A 19,637-nucleotide genomic window follows, 5' to 3' on the forward strand; every position below is an offset into this window, starting at 1 on the left:
TGAGCGAATCAGCGATAGAAGACGGCAATGATGACCATGGTGACGAAGGGCGCAATGAACATCACGCTGTCAAAACGATCCAGAATGCCGCCGTGGCCGGGGAAAATGGTGCCGTAATCCTTGATGCCGCACTGGCGCTTGACGACGCTGGCGAACAGGTCTCCGTAAATGCCAAGTACCGCCGCCACACAGGCCAGCAGCGCAATGACAACGTACATCGAGACGCCGATGTTGGAGCGGGTGAACGCCTCCATCCGGTCGGCTGCGATGGAGTAGACCAGCGTGACGGCCACGCCGCAGACCATCGTGCCCAGCACGCCGCCGATGGCACCTTCCACCGTCTTTTTGGGGCTGACCACGGGGCAGAGCTTATGCTTGCCGAAGGCGCGGCCCGCGAAGTAGGCGCAGGTATCGCCGCCCCATGCGAAGCAGAGGCTCAGCAGGATGAAAAAGATCGCATCATAGCCGTATTTTTCCACAGGCAGCAATTCCTTCAGCCGGACGAACGAATAGAAGCAGAAGATCACGATGCCCGAAAACATCACGAGACCGCTGGTTTTCGCAAAGCTGACGGTGCCGTTGCGGACCACGAGGTAGATGGCATAGAACAGCACGAGCAAAAAGGAAGCCGGCATGACCAGCGCCCGGCAGACCGAGTAGCTGGACAGCATGATGAGCAAAGTGTATGGCACCGTGACTGCGTACAGCAGCCAATCCTTTTTGTCAAAGCCGAGAGCCGTATAGATCTCATGGATAGCGATGAGGGTGATGGCCGCAACCACGAGGTTGAAGACCATCGTGTCGAAGGTGAACAGCACGCCGATGAGGACGAGGATGCCCACGACTGCGGTTATGATTCGTGTTTTCATACAGTGTTTCTCCTTGGTTTTGTTTGCCGGGGCGGTTTAGATGCCGCCGAACCGGCGGGAGCGCTTATTGAACTCCATGATGGCCGCATCGAGGTCGTCACGGGTGAAATCAGGCCACAGAACGTCCATTTCCACCAGTTCCGAATAAGCCGCCTGCCAGAGCATGAAGTTGGACAGGCGCTTCTCTCCGCTGGGGCGCAGGATGAAGTCCGGGTCCTTCTGGCCGGTGGTGTACATGGCGTCGGACATCATCTCTTCGGTGATGTCTTCGGGCTTCAGCTCCCCTGCCACCGCTTTGGCAGCCAGCTGCTGCGCGGCGCGGACGATCTCCGGGCGGCCGCCGTAGTTGACCGCGATGTTCAGGGTCATGCCGGTCTTGCCCGCGGAGTCCTCTTCCAGCTCATTCATCAGCTTCTGGAGCTTGGGGTCCAGCGCCGTGCGGTCGCCGATGAACTTCATGCGGATGTTGCGGTCCTTATAGTTGAAGCCTTTCAGCAGATACTCGCCGAACAGCTTCATGATGGCGTTGACCTCTTCGAGGGGGCGCTTCCAGTTTTCGGTCGAAAAGGCGTAGAAATACACCGACGACACGCCCAGCTCATCGCAGTAGTTTGCGATATCCTGAAAAACGGCTGCGCCCTTTTTGTGGCCCGCCGTGCGGGGCAGACCGCGCTGTTTGGCCCAGCGGCCGTTGCCGTCCATGATGATGCCGATGGAAAGGCCCTCGGCGAATTCTTTGGGATGTTCCATTGTTGTTCTCCTATCTGCGGCAAAGGATCTTTTCCCCTGCCGGTCGGCAAAAAGTGCCGCGCACTACGTCCAGCACACGGCACTTTGAAGGGTTCCACTCGCCGCGGCGATCAGACGGACATGATCTCCTTCTGCTTTTCCTCAACGGCTGCATCGATGATCTTGATATACTTATCGGTCAGCTTCTGGACATCCTCTTCCATGGTCTTCTGGGTATCCTCGGTCAGCTCACCGGTCTTCTTCATGGCCTTGGCCTTATCCATGGCCTCGCGGCGGATGTTGCGGGTCGCCACCTTAGCGTCCTCACCCAGCTTGGAGACTTCCTTTGCCAGCTGCTTGCGGCGCTCCTCGGTGGGAGCCGGGAAGTTCAGGCGGATGGTCGAGCCATCATCAATGGGGGTGATGCCCACATCGCTGGCCATAATGGCCTTGCTGATGGCGCGCAGCAGGGTGCGGTCCCACGGGGTGATGGTCAGGGTGCGGGCCTCGCTGACGGCCACGGATGCGACCTGCTGGATCGGGGTGGGGGCACCGTAGTAATCCACGCTCACCTTGTCCAGAACGGCGGGATTCGCACGGCCTGCGCGAACGGCTGCCAGCTCACGGTTCAGATGCTCGACCGTGCTCTTCATCTTTTCTTCAAATGCCTTCGTGTTGCTGCTCATTGTCCTTGTCTCCTGTTTGTACTTATTCTGCACAGGCTGCGGGTGCCGCCTGTTTCATTCTATTGTAATGGGCTGCGGGCTATGCTCAGCCCTCGTAGACCAGCGTACCAACGTTCTCGCCCTGCACGGCCTTCGCGATGTTGTCCGGTTCAGCCAGATCGAAGACCAGAATCGGGAGCTTGTTGTCCCGGCAGAGGGTGGCAGCGGTGCCGTCCATGACGGCCAGTTGATCTTCCAGAACCTTGGTGAAGGTCAGGGTATCGTACTTTTTGGCGTCAGGGTACTTGTGGGGATCCTTATCGTAGACGCCGTCCACCATCGTCGCCTTGAACATCACGTCCGCCGAGACTTCCACAGCGCGCAGTGCGGTGGCCGTATCGGTGGAGAAGAAGGGGTTGCCCGTGCCGCCGCCGAAGACCGCGATTTTGCCCTCTTCCATGGCGCGCAGTGCGTCCTTGCGGGTAAAGGCCGGGGCCACCTGCGGCATCGTGATGGAGGTGAACACCTCGGTGGGCACGCCCAGCTGCTCCAGCTTGTCGGAAACAGCCAGCGCGTTCATCACGGTCGCCAGCATCCCGATCTTGTCGGCGAGGGTACGCTCCATCTTGCCGCTGGAGCGGCCGCGCCAGAAGTTACCGCCGCCCACAACGATGCCGATCTGCACGCCGAGGTCGTGTGCCTTCTTGACGCCGCCGCAGATGGCGTCCATGGTCGGCTCATCAAAGCCGGTGCCCTTCTCGCCGCCAAGGGCCTCACCACTGATCTTGAGCAGGATACGCTGATATTTCAATGCCATAATTCAATACACCACCTATAATATTTGTGCCGCCTTGACCGGCAGCTTTGTTTCTCCTGTCTATTTTACAATAAAATGCCGGTATTGTAAACAGAAAAAGCAATTTGTCCCGCCAAACAGCGCAAAAGTAAAATTTTCTCTGGACATTTCGCGTAAAACCTGCTATACTATCTCTTGCATTCGCGGGCATCGTACATCGGCTAGTATATCAGCCTTCCAAGCTGAGGAGGTGGGTTCGATTCCCATTGCCCGCTCCATGCAAACAAAAAATCCCACACTGTGTTCTGATTGGCACAGTGTGGGATTTTTGTTTTAAGCTTAACAGCAACTAACTCAGAACCGACCCGTTGTTCCTTGCATGCGCTTGGTATATGTAATTTTATACGGCATCAGTTTGTACCATTCGTACATCTCATTCCCACGAAAAATGCAATCATTCCACCGTGTACAAAATCACCCCCGGCGCAGAAGGTTCCGCGCCGGGGGTGGGGTCATCTTATGGTTCTAGTTCCGCTCATTTGAGCATGCAGTACACATAACCGGCGGCCGTGCCGATATTGGCGAGGCCCAGCAGAGCGCCGATGGGCGAAGAGAAGTAGACAAGGGCCGAATCCCGGATCAGGGTGCCGTTGAGGGTGGTGCCCTCTTCCGGGTACTGCTCCGGATAGGCCTTCTGGATCTGGCCGGCGATGGCACCGATGCTGGAAATGTTCAGGTAACCCAGCACAGTCGTGCCAAGGCCGCACACCGTTGCCATCAGGCCGGTGATCGAGCCGCTGCTGATGGCGCTCCCGACGGCTTTCACGATGCTCACTGCTGCCAGCGCACCCATGCCGATATTGAATGCCGTCCGGACCCAGCTGCCTTTGTTTTTGCCTTCGGCATCGCCGCCTGTGGTATACGTCATTTCCTCCATGGTGAGGAGTGCATAATTTTCAGGATAGGTCAAAGTCATCATTGTTCTACCTCCAGAATGATACGGTACGAAGGTCGTCTTTTCTTTCATTATAGAGGCAGTGGAAACTTCTGTCAAGAGACGAAACTTTTCCGTGCAGACGCAAAAGCACCGCACAGCGATGGTTTTCACATCGTGTGCGCGCTTTTCACCAGAAGTTCACTTCTTCTGGTCTTCTTGTTCTTTTCGCAGCTTCCTGATCCGCTTTTTCTCGCTTTCCACATGGGGCCACGGCCACGAGAAGCCCTCGTTCTCGCGGCACCACCTGACCAGCGGGGAGAAAGAAAACGCCAACCCGAACAGGTACAGCAGAACGTACAGCACTGCGTCCAGCGTGAACAGTGCATCCAGCGCGGCAATGACTGCCATGATGCAGCCCGCTTTCAGGAAGAACAGGCCGTTCTGGCGGCAGTATTCGGCAAAGTTCTCCGCCTTGACCGCCTGTCGGCCTTGGTCGCCCCAGACACGGGGGTTCTTCATGACCGAATACCCGTAGAAGACCATCATCAGGCCGCAGGTCAATTGAAATCCGAAAAACATAGCGCACCTCGTCCGTGTTTAGTCGTCGTACTCCTCAAACAGGGGCTTCATCATAGGCAGGAAGTCCAGCGTTGCAAAGTAGTCGCGCGGGGTCTCGGCGCGGCGGATGAGACGGTGGGAGCCGTCCTCGCAGAGCAGGACCTCGGCGCTGCGCAGCTTGCCGTTGTAGTTATAGCCCATGGCCGAGCCGTGAGCGCCGGTGTCGTGGATGTAGATCAGGTCGCCGATGTCGATCTTGGGAAGCATCCGGTCGATGGCGAACTTATCGTTATTCTCGCACAGGCCGCCGACCACGTCATACTTGTGGTCGCAGGGGGCGTTCTCCTTGCCCAACACGGTGATGTGATGGTAAGCGCCGTACATGGCCGGGCGCATCAGGTTGGCTGCACAGGCGTCCAGACCGATGTATTCCTTATAGATGTGCTTCTCGTGGATGGCCGTTGCCACCAGTGCGCCGTAGGGGCCGGTGGTGAAGCGGCCCATCTCGGTGAAGATGGACACATCGCCCATCCCGGCGGGGACGAGGATCTCCTCAAACTTCTTGCGGACGCCCTCGCCGATGGCCATGATGTCGTTTTCGGTCTGCTCCGGGCGGTACGGGATGCCGACGCCGCCGGACAGGTTGATGTAGGAGATGTGGGCACCGGTCGCCTTCTGGACCCGGACGGCCAGTTGGAACAGGATGCCCGCCAGCTCCGGATAATAGGCATCGGAGATGGTGTTGGAGGCAAGGAAGGCGTGGATGCCAAAGTTCTTGGCCCCCTTTGCCATCAGCTTCTTATAGCTGTCGATCATCTGCTCCTCGGTCATGCCATACTTGGCGTCGCCGGGCTTGTCCATAACCTGAAAGCCTTCTTCGCTCGCACCCAGTTGGAACGTTCCGCCCGGATTGTAGCGGCAGAAGATGTTCTCCGGCACACCGGCCACACGGTCGAGGAAGTCCACCATGGTGGCGTCGTCGAGGTTGATGTAAGCGCCCAGCTCATAGGCTTTCTTCATGTCCTCCACGGGGGTCTGGTTGGAGGAGAACATGATGTCGCTGCCGGTAAAGCCGCAGACTTCGCTGAGCATCAGCTCGGTCAGAGAGGAGCAGTCCACACCGCAGCCCTCTTCCTTCAGGATCTGGAGGATGATGGGGTTGGGCAGCGCCTTGACGGCAAAATACTCCCGGAAGCCCTTGTTCCAGCTGAAGGCCTTATTGATGCGGCGGACGTTCTCGCGGATGCCCTTTTCATCGTAGACATGGAACGGGGTAGGAACATCCTGAATGATCTCCTGCGCCTGTTCTTCGGTCAGAAACGGTTTCTTTTCCATAATATACTTCCCTCTTATTCTATAGCGTCACCGCCGTGCGGTGCGGGTTCAGGTCTTGAGGTTGCTGCGGGTGGGGGTGAAGGTGGGGATCATCTCCGCCAGCTGCTTCACCACGCCCTCGTCGTTGTGTTCTGCCGCAGCGGCCAGCGTCTGCAATTGGCTGTAGAAGTCGGCAAGGTCGATCTGGCGCGGCGGAGCCACAAAGATCTTGTTGTGCTCGGTGCGGCGCATCTTGTCCTGCTCCTCGTCCATCATCAGCTCTTCGTAGAGCTTTTCGCCGGGGCGGAGGCCCACGATCTTGATCTCCATGTTCACGCCCGGCTCATAGCCATAAAAGCGGATCAGCTGCTTGGCAAGATCCATGATCTTGACCGGCTCGCCCATATCGAGGACGTAGATACTGCCGCTCTCAGCCAGCGCACCGGCCTGCAGCACGAGCTGAGCCGCTTCCGGGATGGTCATGAAGTAGCGCTCGATGTTGGGGTCGGTCAGGGTGACGGGGCCGCCCTTTTTGATCTGCGCCTCAAACAGCGGGATGACGCTGCCGTGGCTGCCCAGCACGTTGCCGAAGCGGACAGCCACACACTTCATGTCGGTGTTGCCCGCGAAGGTCTGGATCAGCATTTCACAGATGCGCTTGGTGCAGCCCATGACGCTGGTGGGGTTGACGGCCTTATCGGTGGAGAGCTGGACGAACCGCTCCACCCCGTGCTCGCTGGCACTGGTGAGCAGGTTCTTGGTGCCAAGGACGTTGTTCTTGACCGCCTCCGCCGGGCTGACCTCCATCAGCGGCACATGCTTGTGGGCCGCTGCGTGGAAGACCACGGTGGGGTGATAGGTCTCGAACACTTCATCGAGGCGCTTTTTGTCCCGGATGGAGCCGATGAGCACCGTGACCGGGATATCCCGGCCGTACTTCTGCTGCAGCTCCATCAGCAGCTCGTAGGCACAGTTTTCGTAGATATCGAAGATGAGCAGCTTGCCGGGCTGGAACCGCATGACCTGACGGCAGAGCTCGCTGCCGATGGACCCGCCGCCGCCTGTGACGAGGACGGTCTTACCGGTCAGGTAGCCGGAGATCTTCCCGATATCCAGCGTGACCTCCTCACGGGAGAGGAAGTCGGCGGTGTTCAGTTCGCGGAATGCCTCCTGCTGCGGTGCGCCGGCCCCGACCAGCTGCGGGTCGCTCAAGATCTGGACCGCGCAGTGGGTGGAGACACAGAGGTCGATGACATGGTTCAGCTTGCTGCCCCCCAGCGTCGGGATGGCGATGATGATGCTGTGGATGTTGTACTTTTCGCAGATCTGCGGGATCTGCTCCAGCGTACCCCGCACCGGCACGCCGTGGATGGTCTGGCCGAACTTGGCGGGATTATCGTCCACGGCAACGACGGGATGGCCATAGCTTTCGTTGGACTTGCAGACATTGATGGCCCACGCACCGGCTTCGCCCGCGCCGACGATCAGCACCGGGCGGTTGGGGTCCTTGGCAGGGACACCGCGCATCCGCTCGCCGATGGGATGGTTCAGGAAGAGCCGCCACGCCAGACGGCTCCCGCCCACCAGCAAAAAGATGAGCACCGCTGCCATCGCGTTGGCGGAGTCGAACAGCACGCCGTGGATGAGGCCGTGGTTCACGAAATAGACGATGCCGGTGGGCACGGCGATCATGCCGCCGAGGCGGATGAGATCCCGCTCGCCCGCGTACTTCCACAAGGTCGAGTACAGCCCGCCCACCAGAAAGCTGATGAGGTAAAGGGCCACGATCCACGGCAGATTATCATAGAGCAGCGCCCGGTTATGGGGCCACCACGCCGCTTCCACCGCACCATCGGCACGGAGCAGCAGCGCAAAGTAAAAGCTGAACAGGATGAGCGCCGCATCCAGCACCACCAGAATCGCCCGGCGCAGCCAGACCTGCGGCGTGATTTTTTTGATATCCTTCACAAAAAGTCCTCTTTACCTTCGGCGTCTTGTCCGGCGCCGGTTTATTCGCCACAGCGGCAGAAAAGAGCCTGTTCCGCCATGGTATCCATTGTATTATACTCGTTTCCCGCCGCTGTGTCCAGAAGATTTCATCTTTCGGGCGGATTTCCCCGCTTTTTCCGCACCAAGGATGGCCCGCACTTCCTCCCCAAGGCCCAGCGGCCACGCCGCCGCAGCCCCGACGAGCCCCATCCCGCCGCCGCCCGCGGCCAGCGCGGCGAGACGGAGCGGCAGCTCCCCGGCAGACCACGCTGCCAGCATTTCCCGGAAAACCATCCCCGCCCCCGCCGAGACGGCTGCCGCCAGCACCGGAGCCCCCAGCCAGCGCCACACCGCCGGGCGCACCCCGCTGACGCGCAGCAGCCGCCCGGTGTTCGCCAGACAGGTATAAACGCTGGACAGCAGAATGACGAAGAGAAAGCCCCGCATCCCGAAGCGGGGCAGCAGCAGCATGACCCCCGCAATGCGGAGCACAGCGTCCCACAGGCTGTAGCGGAAGACGGCCTTCTGCTCTCCCATCCCCTTCATTGCGCCGTCCACCATGCTTTCAAGGTACATCAGCGGCATGGCCGGGCCGAGGACTGTCAGATAAAAGCCCGCCTCGGCCCCGTTTTCTCCGTACAGAAGGTCTGCCAGCGGGCCGCCCCACACCCAGAACACCGCCCCCGCCAGCGCAGAGAAGTAACCCGTCAGCCGCAGCATCCGGTCCAGCAAAGCCGAAAGCCGCTTCTTCTCGCCCCGGATGTGGGCTTGGGTGATCTCCGGCATCAGCAGAACGGATAAGCTCCCCAGCAGCCCGAAGGGAAAGGTCAGCAGCGGCAGGGCCATACCTTTCAAATTGCCGTATTGGGCCACGGCGGCGCTGCGGCCCCCGGCAGCCAGCAGATATACCGTCAGGCACGCGGGCACCAGCATGTTTTCGGCGGTATGGAGCGCGCTGGCAAGGCAGCGCCCGCCCTCCACCGGCCACAGGATCTCCCACAGCCGCTTCGCCGGGTCCGCCGGGCGTCGGGCAGGGCCCGCACCGAATGCGGATACCGCCTCCTGCCGGTAAAACAGGGCCATCATCCCGCAGGAGACGGCTTCACTCAGGGCCGTTGCCGCGAGGACGGCGGTGCATTTGCCGCCCACGTCCAGCGCCGCGCCCCGGCTCAGGGCGAACCAGATGGCCCCGATCCGGACCGTCTGCTCGGCCAGCTGGCTCACCACGTTGGGCGACACCCGCCGCCGCGCAATAAAAAAGCCGCGCAGCACCGCCGAGACCGCCATCCACGGCATCCCGAAGGCCGATACCCGCAGCGCCCCAGTGGCCCGGACATCCCCCAGCCACCATTTTGCGGCCAAGACCGCCAGCCCGAACTGAGCGGCCAGCGCTGCACTGCCCAGCAGCAGCGCCGCCCCCAGCAGACGCACCAGCATCCCCCGTGCTTCGGCCCGGCTGCGGCTCAGCTCCTCGGCCATCAGGCGGGTGGCCGCCACCGAAACGCCGGACGTCGCCAGCGTGACAAAGAGCGAATACACCGCCAGCACCAACTGGTACAGGCCCATCCCCTCGCCGCCCAAGGCGTTGGCCAGCCAGATGCGCAACCCCATCCCTGCCAGCCGGAGCACGATGTCCGCCCCCGTGAGCAAGGCTGCGTTTTTCAGGTAGCTCTGCCGCATTGCCCCACCTCCCCCATCTTCGCTTTTACTATATGAAGGCGGCTTTGCAAAATATGAGTTGGGCCGTGGGTTGTTTCTTTCCTAGTTTTATGATATGATAGGAGCCGGTCAAGACTTTTTGTCCAAACATCAACGAAGGAGGAAAGGCCGCTGCCCCTGTCTGGCCCGGCCTTATGAGAGTATGAGCGAAGAATGTACCCATGACTGCTCCAACTGCGGGGCAGCATGTTCTTCCCGCGATGCTGCCCCGCAGCATGACGCCCCCAACCCCAACAGCAGTGTCAAGAAAGTGATCGGCGTCGTGTCCGGCAAGGGCGGCGTCGGCAAGAGCATGACCAGCGCCCTGCTGGCCTGTGCTATGGCCCGCCGCGGCTACCACTGCGGCATTCTGGACGCCGACATCACCGGCCCGTCCATCCCGAAGCTGTTCGGCATCCATGGCCGCGCCATGGCTGACGAGAAGGGCTGCTGGCCCATCCAGAGCCGGATGGGCATCGACGTGATGAGCATCAACCTGCTGGTGGAGAACGAAGAGGACCCCGTCGTCTGGCGCGGCCCTGTCATCGCCGGTGCGGTGAAGCAGTTCTGGACCGATGTGGTCTGGAAGGACGTCGATTTCCTGTTCGTGGACATGCCTCCGGGAACCGGCGATGTGCCTCTGACCGTCTTCCAGAGTCTGCCCGTGGACGGCATCGTGGTCGTGGCAAGCCCGCAGGAACTGGTCAGCATGATCGTGGCCAAGGCCGTGAATATGGCCGAGATGATGAAGGTGCCCATGCTCGGCATCGTCGAGAACATGAGCTATGTCGTCTGCCCTGACTGCGGCAAGCACATCAACATCTTCGGCGACAGCCATGTGGACGAGGTCGCCGCCAAGCACCACCTGCCCGTGCTGGCCAAGTGCCCCATCGACCCCCAGTTGGCCTCCCTGTCCGACGCCGGTCTGATCGAGACCTATCCCGGTCAGTATCTGGAAGGTGCCGCCGACGCCTGTGAGAAGCTGCTGAAGAAGTAAAGCAATCGTTCCTTCCCCTGTCCGTGTTCCTCTTGAGCACGCAGGGGATTTTTTATTTGCTTTCCGCTCATTTCATGATGCAATGATGTGCTCCTGTTGGGCTCCTATGCCCACGGTGAAGCATTATCGCAAGTCAAGAAATTAGCGCAACATTCAAACAGCATAGTTGCGATATGCAATTCAACGTTGTTGCTGTTGCATTAAAAAGTTGAATTGCTATAGAAAGCAAGATGTTACGCAGTTTTTCGGGAGAGCGAAATGTTTTTGTGAAGTAGGTTCATCTTTTCTTCTGTTTTTTTGAAAGATTTTCTGGTTCCGCTCTCTTGTAAATCCGTACAGAAAGCTTTATAATGGTAAAGCGTTCTGTGATATTGGGACAGAACGGGTGAAAGTATAAATGGGAAAAGGAGTATTCGATTATGTTGACGAATGAATACCTGAAACGTGTTTATGATGGTCTGGCTCAGCGCAATGCAAACGAGCCCGAATTCCTGCAGGCTGTCCGCGAGGTTCTGGAGAGCATCCAGCCCGTCGTGGAGAAGCACCCCGAATACGAGAAGGCTGGCCTGATCGAGCGTCTGGTGGAGCCGGAGCGCATCATCACCTTCCGTGTGCCTTGGGTCGATGATGCGGGCAAGGTTCAGGTCAACCGCGGCTACCGTATCCAGTTCAACAGCGCCATCGGCCCCTACAAGGGCGGTCTGCGCTTCCACCCCTCTGTCAATCAGGGCATCCTGAAGTTCCTCGGCTTTGAGCAGACCTTCAAGAACAGCCTGACCACCCTGCCCATGGGCGGCGGCAAGGGCGGTTCTGACTTCAACCCCAAGGGCAAGAGCGACATGGAAGTCATGCGCTTCTGCCAGAGCTTCATGACCGAGCTGTACCGCCACATCGGTCAGTTCGTGGACTGCCCCGCCGGTGATATCGGTGTCGGCGGCCGCGAGGTCGGTTACCTGTTCGGCCAGTACAAGCGCCTGACCAACAGCTTCCAAGGCGGTATGCTCACCGGCAAGGGCCTGACCTTCGGCGGTTCTCTGGCTCGTACCGAGGCTACCGGCTACGGCCTGTGCTACTTCACCGCTGAGGCTCTGAAGTGCATGCGCAACGACAGCTTCGCCGGCAAGACCGTGGTCATCTCCGGTTCCGGCAATGTCGCCATCTACGCTTGCGAGAAGGCAACCCAGCTGGGCGGCAAGGTCGTCACCATGTCCGACTCCAATGGCTATGTCTACGATCCCAACGGCATCGATCTGGCTTACGTCAAGGATCTGAAGGAAGTCCGCCGCGGCCGCATCAAGGAGTATGCCGAGACCCACGAGGGTGCGACCTATGTTGCCGATTGCAGCAAGGTCTGGACTGTCCCCTGCGACATTGCCCTGCCCTGCGCGACCCAGAACGAGATTAACAAGGAGTCCGCTGAGGCTCTGGTCAAGAATGGCTGCACCGTCGTCTGCGAGGGCGCTAACATGCCCAGCACCCCGGAGGCCATCGAGGTCTACCTGTCCAACGGCGTTCTGTACGGACCCGCAAAGGCAGCCAACGCCGGTGGTGTCGCAACCTCCGGTCTGGAGATGAGCCAGAACTCCGAGCGTCTGAGCTGGACCTTCGAAGAGGTCGATGCAAAGCTGAAGGGCATCATGGAGGGCATCTTCCACGCTTCCTATGACGCTTCCGTTGCCGCCGGTTCCGAGGGCAACCTGATGGTCGGTGCAAACTGCGCCGGCTTCTTGAAGGTTGCTACCGCTATGATGGCACAGGGCATCACCTACTAATTGTTCCATAGCATTTTCAAGAGCCGTGTTCGCAAGAGCGCGGCTCTTTTTGTGTGTTTGACAAAGTGCGGTGTATCGTTTATAATAAAAGCACAATGATAGACAGGAGGTGCCAAGCATGAATTACACTGTACCGTACAATGGCACATTTTGCAGCAAGAAGAAAATTTTGAAAAAGCGTGTTCCCTCCAAAGAGGCCATGGAGATTCGAAATTATTGCCTGTCGCATCCGCTTTCCGCCTCAAAAAGCACCGATGGTAAGATTGTTTTCAAAATTCAGGGGCCGGGTGAAAAATAAGTCATGAATGTTGTGGAGTACACTCACACGCTCACACCATTAGCACGAAATTTTGATTGCGGCAATCCCTATCTTAATCTGTTTTTACGCAGTCCGGATGCTTTAAACTCCAGCATCGGCAAGACTTATGTTTATCTGACCGAAGCAAACGACTGTATTTTAGGTTATTATAACATCAGTGCCGGTTCTGTGGATCAGCTAGAAAATGGTTTTCGGGTAAAATCCGGCGGCGCAATCCATATCGGTTATTTTGCACTGGATGAGCGTGCGCAGCATCAATTTCAAGGGCAGATGCCTGACGGCACCAATCTTTATCTCGGTGATTATTTATTGATCGAATGTCTTGACCGTATCGAACAAATTCGGGAGGGCTTTGTAGGCGCCGCTGTTGTAACACTGGCCTCTTCTGAAGCCGGTGAGCATCTATACCGCAAACACGATTTCCTTGACCTTGACGACGACTTGACTTTCAGCCTGAGCGAAGGCGAGGGTGAGTGCATTCCATTATATCTCCCGCTCGATTATTAAATTCAGGAGCTGCGTTCGCAAGAGCGCGGCTCTTTTTGTATCTATCCGCTGTCCTGCCCCTCCCGGCCTGTATAAAGCCCCGCCACCCCGTCCATACTGACCACATCAAACGAAGAGAGGGCTTTGAAATGGACGAAGCGATGTTTTGTTTTCAATGTGAACAAGCGGCCAACTGCACGGCCTGTACGGGGAAAGCCGGGGTCTGCGGCAAAAGCGCCGAGACCGCAGCGGCGCAGGACCGGCTGACCGGCGCACTCATCTCCTACGCCGGGCAGCTTGTCGGCGAAGGGCGGGCCCCGGCCCCGGAACAGGCCCTGCTGCTGATGGAAGGGCTGTTCACCACCATCACCAACGTAAACTTTGACCCGCAGACTGTGGACCAACTGACCGAGACCGTCCACGCCGCGTGCCCCGGCATCGGGTTCGACTACGATATGCAGAAGCTCTGGCACGAACCGGACGAAGACATCCGCAGCCTAAAGTCCTTCGTGCTGTTCAGTCTGCGCGGGATGGGGGCCTACAACTACCACGCGCGGGTGCTGGGCCGCATCGACCCGGAGCTGGACCGCTTTTTCTGTGAGGCGCTGCAAGCCATCGGGAGCGAGTGCTCCATCGACGCACTCTGGGCGCTGGTGCAGAAGACCGGCGAGGCCAGCTACCGCTGCATGGAGCTGCTGGACGCCGCCAACACCGGTGCCTTCGGCCAGCCGGAACCGGTGGAGGTGCCGCTGGTCATCGAGAAAGGGCCCTTCATCGTTATTTCCGGCCACGATCTCTACGATATGAAATGCCTGTTGGAACAGACTGCGGGCAAAGGCATCAACGTGTACACCCACTCGGAGATGCTGCCCGCCCACGGCTACCCGGAGCTGAAGCAGCGCTACCCCCACCTGAAGGGCAACTTCGGCACCGCGTGGCAGAACCAGCAACGGGAGTTTGAGGACATTCCCGCGCCCATCCTGTTCACCACCAACTGCATCATGCCCCTGCGGGCCAGCTACGCCGACCGGGTGTACACCACCTCGGTCGTCTCCTACCCCGGCATCCAGCACATCGGGCCGGACCGGGATTTCTCACCCCTCATCGCCAAAGCCTTGGAGCTGGGCGGCTACAAGGAAGACACCGCCATGCCCGGCATGAACGGCGGACGCAGTGTCGTGACCGGCTTTGCGCGGAATGCCGTCCTCTCCCACGCGGGCGAGATCGTGGCTGCGGTGCGGGCTGGGCAGATCCGGCACTTCTTCCTTGTGGGCGGCTGCGACGGCACCCGCCCCTCCCGCCGGTACTACACCGAGTTTGCGAAGCTCACCCCGCCGGATACCGTCCTCCTGACACTGGCGTGCGGCAAGTTCCGGCTGAACGATCTCGACCTTGGCACGGTGGCGGGGCTGCCCCGCATCCTCGATGTGGGCCAGTGCAACGACGCCTACAGCGCCATCCAGATCGCGCTGGCGCTGGCCGATGCCTTCCAGTGCAGCGTGAACGACCTGCCCCTTTCCCTCGTGCTCTGCTGGTTCGAGCAGAAAGCCGTCTGCATTCTCATTGCGCTGCTGGCGCTGGGCATTCAAAACATCCGACTCGGCCCCACCCTGCCCGCCTTCCTCTCGCCGGGCGTAGTGAAGGTGCTGCAGGAGAAGTATGGCCTCATGGCTGTGACCACCCCGGAGGAAGACCTGAACGCGATCCTTGGTTCGAAGTGAAACACTTTCACCTCTCCATCAAACCGCACAAGAAGGGCGGAATTTTGGCTTTTACGTTTGGCGCAACTGTCGCTTGAAAATTTTTCAGCCGTCAGTATAATAAGAGGTAACGGAACAAAGGCGTTCCAGATGGGCAGAGTCTGCCCATCTGGGGCGTCTTTTTTGTTTTTCCGTGTTTTGAGGATGCGCTGCGGAAGGTGCCGCAGCCGAAGGATTTTCATTTTAGAGAACAAGGATGGGAATGGCAATGGAAAAATTTACGGAAAACGCCACGCCTCTCGGCCTGTATGATCCCCAGTTCGAGCACGACGCCTGCGGCATCGGCGCGGTGGTGGATATCAAGGGCCGCAAAAGCCACCAGACCGTCAGCGATGCGCTCTCCATCGTGGAGCGTCTGGAGCACCGCGCCGGCAAGGACGCTGAGGGCAAGACCGGCGACGGCGTAGGCATCATGTTACAGATCAGCCACAAGTTCTTCTCCAAAGTCGCCGACGAGATGAACATCTCCTTGGGCAACGAACGCGAATACGGTGTGGGCATGTTCTTCTTCCCCCAGAACGAGCATCTGCGGGCACAGGCTATGAAGCTGTTCGAGCTGGTCACCCGCAAGGAAGGGCTGGAGTTCCTCGCATGGCGCGAGGTGCCCGTCAACCCCGACGCCGTGGGCCAGAAAGCCCGCGACTGTATGCCCTCCATCTGGCAGTGCTTCATCAAAAAGCCCGCCAAGGTGAGCAAGGGCATCGACTTTGACCGCAAGCTCTATATCATCCGCCGGGTGTTCGAACAAGCCAGCAACGGCACCTATGTGCCCAGCCTGTCCAGCCGCACCATCGTGTACAAGGGGATGTTCCTCGTCCACGACCTGCGCCTGTTCTACCTCGACTTGCAGGACGAGGACTACGAATCCGCCATCGGCATGGTGCACAGCCGTTTTTCGACCAACACCAACCCCAGTTGGATGCGCGCCCACCCCAACCGCTTCATCCTGCACAACGGCGAGATCAACACCATCAAGGGCAATACGGACGCCATGCTGGCCCGCGAGGAGTCCATCTCCAGCCCCATCATGCAGGACGACATGAACAAGATCCTGCCCATCATCAACACCTCCGGCTCCGACTCCGCCATGCTGGATAACGCCTTGGAGTTCATGGTGATGAACGGCATGGACCTGCCGCTGGCCGTCATGATCACCATCCCGGAGCCTTGGGAGAACAACAAGCACATCAGCCAGAAAAAGCGGGATTTCTACCAGTATTACGCCACCATGCTGGAGCCTTGGGACGGCCCGGCGGCCATCCTCTTCTCCGACGGCGACGTGGTGGGCGCGGTGCTGGACCGCAACGGTCTGCGCCCCAGCCGCTACTACATCACCAAGGACGGCCGGATGATCCTCTCCTCCGAGGTAGGCGTGCTGCCCTGTGACCCCGCGGAGATCGAGGTCAAGGATCGGCTCCGCCCCGGCAAGATGCTGCTGGTGGATACCGTCAAGGGCGAAGTGGTGGACGACGAAAACCTGAAGGAATACTACGCCAGCCGCGAACCCTACGGCGAGTGGATCGACCGGAACCTCGTCCAGTTGAAAGACCTGAAGATCCCGAACATCAAGGTGCCGAACTACACCGGCGATGAGCTGACCCGGCTGCAGAAGGTGTTCGGCTACAAATACGAAGAGGTCAAGGAGCTCATCCTGCCCATGGCCCGGCTTGGTGCGGAGCCTTCCGGCGCCATGGGCACCGACACCCCGCTGGCGGTCCTGAGCGGCCAGCACCCGCCGCTGTTCAACTACTTCAAGCAGCGGTTCGCGCAGGTGACGAATCCCCCCATCGACGCCATCCGCGAGAAGGTCGTCACCTCCACCAGCGTCTATGTGGGTGCCCACGGCAACCTGCTGGAGGACAAGCCCGAGAACTGCAAGGTGCTCAAGGTCCACAACCCGATCCTGACCTCCACCGATCTGCTCAAGATCAAGCACATGAATGTGCCGGGCTTCAAGGTCGCGACCGTTTCCATCAACTACTATAAGAACACCAGCCTCGAAAAGGCCATCGACCGCGTCTTCCTCGAAGTGGACCGCGCCTACAAGGACGGGGCAAACATCATCATCCTGTCCGACCGCGACATCGACGAGTACCATGTCGCCATCCCCAGTCTGCTGGCGGTGTCCGCAGTGTCCCAGTACCTCATCCGCACCAAGAAAAGCACCGCGCTGGCCCTCATTCTGGAAAGCGCCGAACCCCACGAGGTGCACCACTTCGCCACCCTGCTGGGCTATGGTGCCTGTGCCGTCAACCCCTATCTGGCCCATGAGACCATCGGCCAGCTCATCGATCAGGGTCTGCTGGATAAGGACTACTACGCCGCCGTGGACGACTACAACAAGGCCATCCTCAACGGCATCGTGAAGATCGCCTCCAAGATGGGCATCTCCACGATCCAGAGCTACCAGAGCAGCCAGATCTTCGAGGCTGTCGGCATCTCGAAGGAAGTCATCGACAAGTACTTCACCGGCACGGTCAGCCGGGTGGGCGGCATCGACCTTGAGGACATTCAGGCCGACGTCGAGGCGCAGCACAACGCGGCCTTCGACCCGCTGGGTCTGGATATCAACATGGAGCTTTCCGACGGCGGTGCCCACAAGTTCCGCAGCGGCAAAGAAGAGCACCTGTTCAACCCCCAGACCATCCACCTGTTCCAGAAAGCGTGCTTCACGGGCGACTACAAAGCCTTCAAGGACTTCACCCGCACCGTGGACAACATGGGCGAGGAGGGCGTGCATCTGCGCAGTCTGCTGGACTTCAACTATGATCCCAACGGCGGCATCCCCATCGAGGAGGTCGAGCCGGTGTCGGCCATCGTCAAGCGGTTCAAGGCCGCAGCCATGAGCTACGGCGCGCTGAGCAGCGAGGCCCACGAGACCATCGCCATCGCACTAAACCGTCTGGGCGGCCGAAGCAACACCGGCGAGGGCGGCGAACCCGAAGAGCGCTACCACAGCGAGAGCAATTCCAAGATCAAGCAGGTGGCCTCCGCCCGCTTCGGCGTCACCAGCAAGTATCTCGTCTCCGCCGAGGAGATCCAGATCAAGCTGGCGCAGGGCGCAAAGCCCGGTGAGGGCGGCAACCTGCCCGGCGCCAAGGTGTACCCGTGGATCGCAAAGACCCGCCACAGCACCACCGGTGTGGGCCTGATCTCTCCCCCGCCCCACCACGACATCTACTCCATCGAGGACTTGGCCGAGCTCATCTATGACCTGAAGAACGCCAACCGCCACGCCAACATCAACGTGAAGCTGGTCAGCGAGGCCGGTGTCGGCACCATTGCCGCCGGTGTTGCCAAGGGCGGCGCACAGGTCATCCTCGTTTCCGGCTACGACGGCGGCACCGGCGCGGCACCCCGCACCTCCATCAAGAACGCCGGTCTGCCGTGGGAGCTGGGCATCGCCGAGACCCACCAGACCCTGATCCTGAACGGTCTGCGCAGCCGCGTCCGCATCGAGAGCGACTCGAAGCTGCTCTCCGGTCGCGATGTGGCCATCAGCTGTATGCTGGGCGCGGAGGAATTCGGCTTCGGCACTTCCCTGCTGATGTGCGAAGGCTGCGTCATGATGCGGGTCTGCAACCTCGACACCTGCCCCATGGGCATCTGCACCCAGAACCCGGAGCTGCGCAAGCGCTTCAAGGGCAAGCCGGAATACATCATCAACTACCTGACCTTCGTGGCACAGGAGCTGCGGGAGTATATGGCGAAACTCGGCGTCCGCACCATCGACGAACTGGTGGGCCGCACCGACCTGCTCCATGTCAAGCCCAGCACCCCCGGCAGCCGCACGGCCAAGATGAACCTCGACTGCATCCTGCACAACCCCGCCATCCCCAACAGCAACATCCACTTTGTGCCCGCCGACACCTACGACTTCCACCTCGAAAACACCCTCGACATGAAGGTGCTGATGAAGAAGTTCAAGCTGAACAGCAAAACGCCCCAGAGCGTGACGCTGGACGTCTCCAACACCGACCGCGCCTTCGGTGCCATCTTCGGCAGCGAGATCACCCGCAAATACGGCGATTCCCTGCCCGATGATGTCTACACTGCCAACTGCAGCGGTGCGGGCGGCCAGAGCTTCGGTGCGTTCATCCCCCACGGCCTGACCCTGATGCTGACCGGCGACTGCAACGACTACATGGGCAAGGGCCTTTCCGGCGGCAAGATCATCGTCCGCCCGCCGGAGGGCATCCTCTACAAACCCGAAGAGAACATCATCACCGGCAACGTGGCCCTGTACGGTGCCACCAGCGGCAAGGCCTTTGTCTGCGGCGTGGCCGGCGAGCGCTTCTGCGTCCGCAACTCCGGCGCCACCGCCGTTGTCGAGGGCGTGGGCGACCACGGCTGCGAGTATATGACCGGCGGCACTGTCGTCGTCCTCGGCCAGACGGGCAAGAACTTTGCAGCCGGTATGACCGGCGGCATCGCCTACGTGCTGGACGAGAACTGGGATTTCTACCAGCGGGTGAACAAAGAGACCGTCAGCCTCGAACCCGTGGAGCACAAATACGACGTTGCCACCCTGAAAGAACTCATCCGCGAGCACGTGGAAGCCACCGGCTCCCCTCGCGGCAAGGAGATCTTGGAGCATTTCAGCGACTATCTGCCCAAGTTCAAGAAGGTCCTTCCCTACGACTACGACCGGATGCTGCGGGTGATCGCCTCCATGGAGGAGCGCGGCCTCGACGGCGAACAGGCACAGATCGAAGCATTCTACGCTGTGCAGAAGAAGAAGTAAGGAG

Annotated in this window: 15 protein-coding genes and 1 tRNA gene; 7 read left to right on the top strand and 9 right to left on the bottom strand. The window is 59.7% G+C overall.

Features of this window, described 5'->3' with window-relative positions; genetic code table 11:
* Window positions 1-8: 8 nt before the first annotated feature.
* From C4N23_RS02270 to pyrH, 4 genes are all read right to left on the bottom strand, one after another.
* Window positions 9-869, bottom strand: a complete 861-nt coding sequence (locus C4N23_RS02270; RefSeq protein ID WP_112143744.1) for a phosphatidate cytidylyltransferase — start codon at window positions 867-869, stop codon at window positions 9-11.
* A 36-nt stretch (window positions 870-905) separates the two neighbouring features.
* The gene (gene uppS / locus C4N23_RS02275; protein WP_112143746.1) at window positions 906-1,619 is read right to left on the bottom strand and encodes a polyprenyl diphosphate synthase; all 714 of its coding nucleotides are present in this window, start codon (window positions 1,617-1,619) and stop codon (window positions 906-908) included.
* Between the two features lie 110 nt (window positions 1,620-1,729).
* Window positions 1,730-2,284, bottom strand: coding sequence for a ribosome recycling factor (gene frr, locus C4N23_RS02280; protein ID WP_055187742.1), 555 nt, complete (start codon window positions 2,282-2,284; stop codon window positions 1,730-1,732).
* An 85-nt stretch (window positions 2,285-2,369) separates the two neighbouring features.
* The gene (pyrH, locus tag C4N23_RS02285; RefSeq protein WP_055187740.1) at window positions 2,370-3,080 is read right to left on the bottom strand and encodes a UMP kinase; all 711 of its coding nucleotides are present in this window, start codon (window positions 3,078-3,080) and stop codon (window positions 2,370-2,372) included.
* Window positions 3,081-3,262: 182 nt separating this feature from the next.
* Here pyrH and C4N23_RS02290 point away from each other — a divergent pair.
* Window positions 3,263-3,337: transfer RNA gene (locus C4N23_RS02290), tRNA-Gly, on the top strand.
* A gap of 257 nt (window positions 3,338-3,594) precedes the next feature.
* Here the strand turns inward: C4N23_RS02290 and C4N23_RS02295 are convergent.
* From C4N23_RS02295 to C4N23_RS02315, 5 genes are all read right to left on the bottom strand, one after another.
* Window positions 3,595-4,038 (bottom strand): hypothetical protein, encoded by a 444-nt coding sequence (locus C4N23_RS02295; RefSeq protein WP_112143748.1) that lies wholly within the window; start codon window positions 4,036-4,038, stop codon window positions 3,595-3,597.
* Between the two features lie 156 nt (window positions 4,039-4,194).
* Window positions 4,195-4,575, bottom strand: coding sequence for a hypothetical protein (locus C4N23_RS02300; RefSeq protein WP_112143750.1), 381 nt, complete (start codon window positions 4,573-4,575; stop codon window positions 4,195-4,197).
* Between the two features lie 18 nt (window positions 4,576-4,593).
* Window positions 4,594-5,889: a diaminopimelate decarboxylase gene (locus C4N23_RS02305; protein ID WP_112143752.1), complete on the bottom strand. Its 1,296-nt coding sequence runs from the start codon at window positions 5,887-5,889 to the stop codon at window positions 4,594-4,596.
* Between the two features lie 48 nt (window positions 5,890-5,937).
* The gene (locus C4N23_RS02310) at window positions 5,938-7,836 is read right to left on the bottom strand and encodes a nucleoside-diphosphate sugar epimerase/dehydratase (protein WP_097838815.1); all 1,899 of its coding nucleotides are present in this window, start codon (window positions 7,834-7,836) and stop codon (window positions 5,938-5,940) included.
* 93 nt (window positions 7,837-7,929) lie between these two features.
* Window positions 7,930-9,537 carry an oligosaccharide flippase family protein gene (locus C4N23_RS02315; protein WP_112143754.1) on the bottom strand — a complete coding sequence of 536 codons (1,608 nt, stop codon included), beginning with the start codon at window positions 9,535-9,537 and terminating at the stop codon, window positions 7,930-7,932.
* A 181-nt stretch (window positions 9,538-9,718) separates the two neighbouring features.
* Here C4N23_RS02315 and C4N23_RS02320 point away from each other — a divergent pair, with 181 nt between their 5' ends.
* The 6 genes from C4N23_RS02320 (at window position 9,719) to gltB (ending at window position 19,633) form a co-directional block, all read left to right on the top strand.
* Window positions 9,719-10,552 carry an Mrp/NBP35 family ATP-binding protein gene (locus C4N23_RS02320; protein ID WP_181567058.1) on the top strand — a complete coding sequence of 278 codons (834 nt, stop codon included), beginning with the start codon at window positions 9,719-9,721 and terminating at the stop codon, window positions 10,550-10,552.
* A 419-nt stretch (window positions 10,553-10,971) separates the two neighbouring features.
* On the top strand, window positions 10,972-12,324 hold the full coding sequence (gdhA, locus tag C4N23_RS02325; RefSeq protein ID WP_097838817.1) for an NADP-specific glutamate dehydrogenase: 1,353 nt from the start codon (window positions 10,972-10,974) through the stop codon (window positions 12,322-12,324).
* A 118-nt stretch (window positions 12,325-12,442) separates the two neighbouring features.
* A complete protein-coding gene (locus C4N23_RS02330; protein ID WP_055187719.1) occupies window positions 12,443-12,622 on the top strand; it encodes a hypothetical protein in 180 nt (59 codons plus the stop codon).
* Between the two features lie 3 nt (window positions 12,623-12,625).
* On the top strand, window positions 12,626-13,150 hold the full coding sequence (locus C4N23_RS02335; protein ID WP_112143756.1) for a hypothetical protein: 525 nt from the start codon (window positions 12,626-12,628) through the stop codon (window positions 13,148-13,150).
* A gap of 128 nt (window positions 13,151-13,278) precedes the next feature.
* Window positions 13,279-14,850 carry a hydroxylamine reductase gene (gene hcp / locus C4N23_RS02340; RefSeq protein WP_112143758.1) on the top strand — a complete coding sequence of 524 codons (1,572 nt, stop codon included), beginning with the start codon at window positions 13,279-13,281 and terminating at the stop codon, window positions 14,848-14,850.
* 247 nt (window positions 14,851-15,097) lie between these two features.
* Window positions 15,098-19,633, top strand: coding sequence for a glutamate synthase large subunit (gene gltB / locus C4N23_RS02345; protein WP_097838818.1), 4,536 nt, complete (start codon window positions 15,098-15,100; stop codon window positions 19,631-19,633).
* Window positions 19,634-19,637: the final 4 nt, after the last annotated feature.

It is taken from the genome of Faecalibacterium hattorii (assembly GCF_003287455.1).
GTDB lineage: Bacteria > Bacillota > Clostridia > Oscillospirales > Ruminococcaceae > Faecalibacterium > Faecalibacterium hattorii.

Coding starts and splice junctions, on each gene's coding strand:
- C4N23_RS02335 (WP_112143756.1), top strand. CDS start 12,626: ATGAATGTTGTGGAGTACACTCACACGCTCACACCATTAGCACGAAAT.
- gdhA (WP_097838817.1), top strand. CDS start 10,972: ATGTTGACGAATGAATACCTGAAACGTGTTTATGATGGTCTGGCTCAG.
- frr (WP_055187742.1), bottom strand. CDS start 2,284: ATGAGCAGCAACACGAAGGCATTTGAAGAAAAGATGAAGAGCACGGTC.
- C4N23_RS02305 (WP_112143752.1), bottom strand. CDS start 5,889: ATGGAAAAGAAACCGTTTCTGACCGAAGAACAGGCGCAGGAGATCATT.
- C4N23_RS02320 (WP_181567058.1), top strand. CDS start 9,719: ATGAGCGAAGAATGTACCCATGACTGCTCCAACTGCGGGGCAGCATGT.
- C4N23_RS02300 (WP_112143750.1), bottom strand. CDS start 4,575: ATGTTTTTCGGATTTCAATTGACCTGCGGCCTGATGATGGTCTTCTAC.
- uppS (WP_112143746.1), bottom strand. CDS start 1,619: ATGGAACATCCCAAAGAATTCGCCGAGGGCCTTTCCATCGGCATCATC.
- C4N23_RS02315 (WP_112143754.1), bottom strand. CDS start 9,537: ATGCGGCAGAGCTACCTGAAAAACGCAGCCTTGCTCACGGGGGCGGAC.
- gltB (WP_097838818.1), top strand. CDS start 15,098: ATGGAAAAATTTACGGAAAACGCCACGCCTCTCGGCCTGTATGATCCC.
- C4N23_RS02330 (WP_055187719.1), top strand. CDS start 12,443: ATGAATTACACTGTACCGTACAATGGCACATTTTGCAGCAAGAAGAAA.
- C4N23_RS02270 (WP_112143744.1), bottom strand. CDS start 869: ATGAAAACACGAATCATAACCGCAGTCGTGGGCATCCTCGTCCTCATC.
- hcp (WP_112143758.1), top strand. CDS start 13,279: ATGGACGAAGCGATGTTTTGTTTTCAATGTGAACAAGCGGCCAACTGC.
- C4N23_RS02295 (WP_112143748.1), bottom strand. CDS start 4,038: ATGATGACTTTGACCTATCCTGAAAATTATGCACTCCTCACCATGGAG.
- pyrH (WP_055187740.1), bottom strand. CDS start 3,080: ATGGCATTGAAATATCAGCGTATCCTGCTCAAGATCAGTGGTGAGGCC.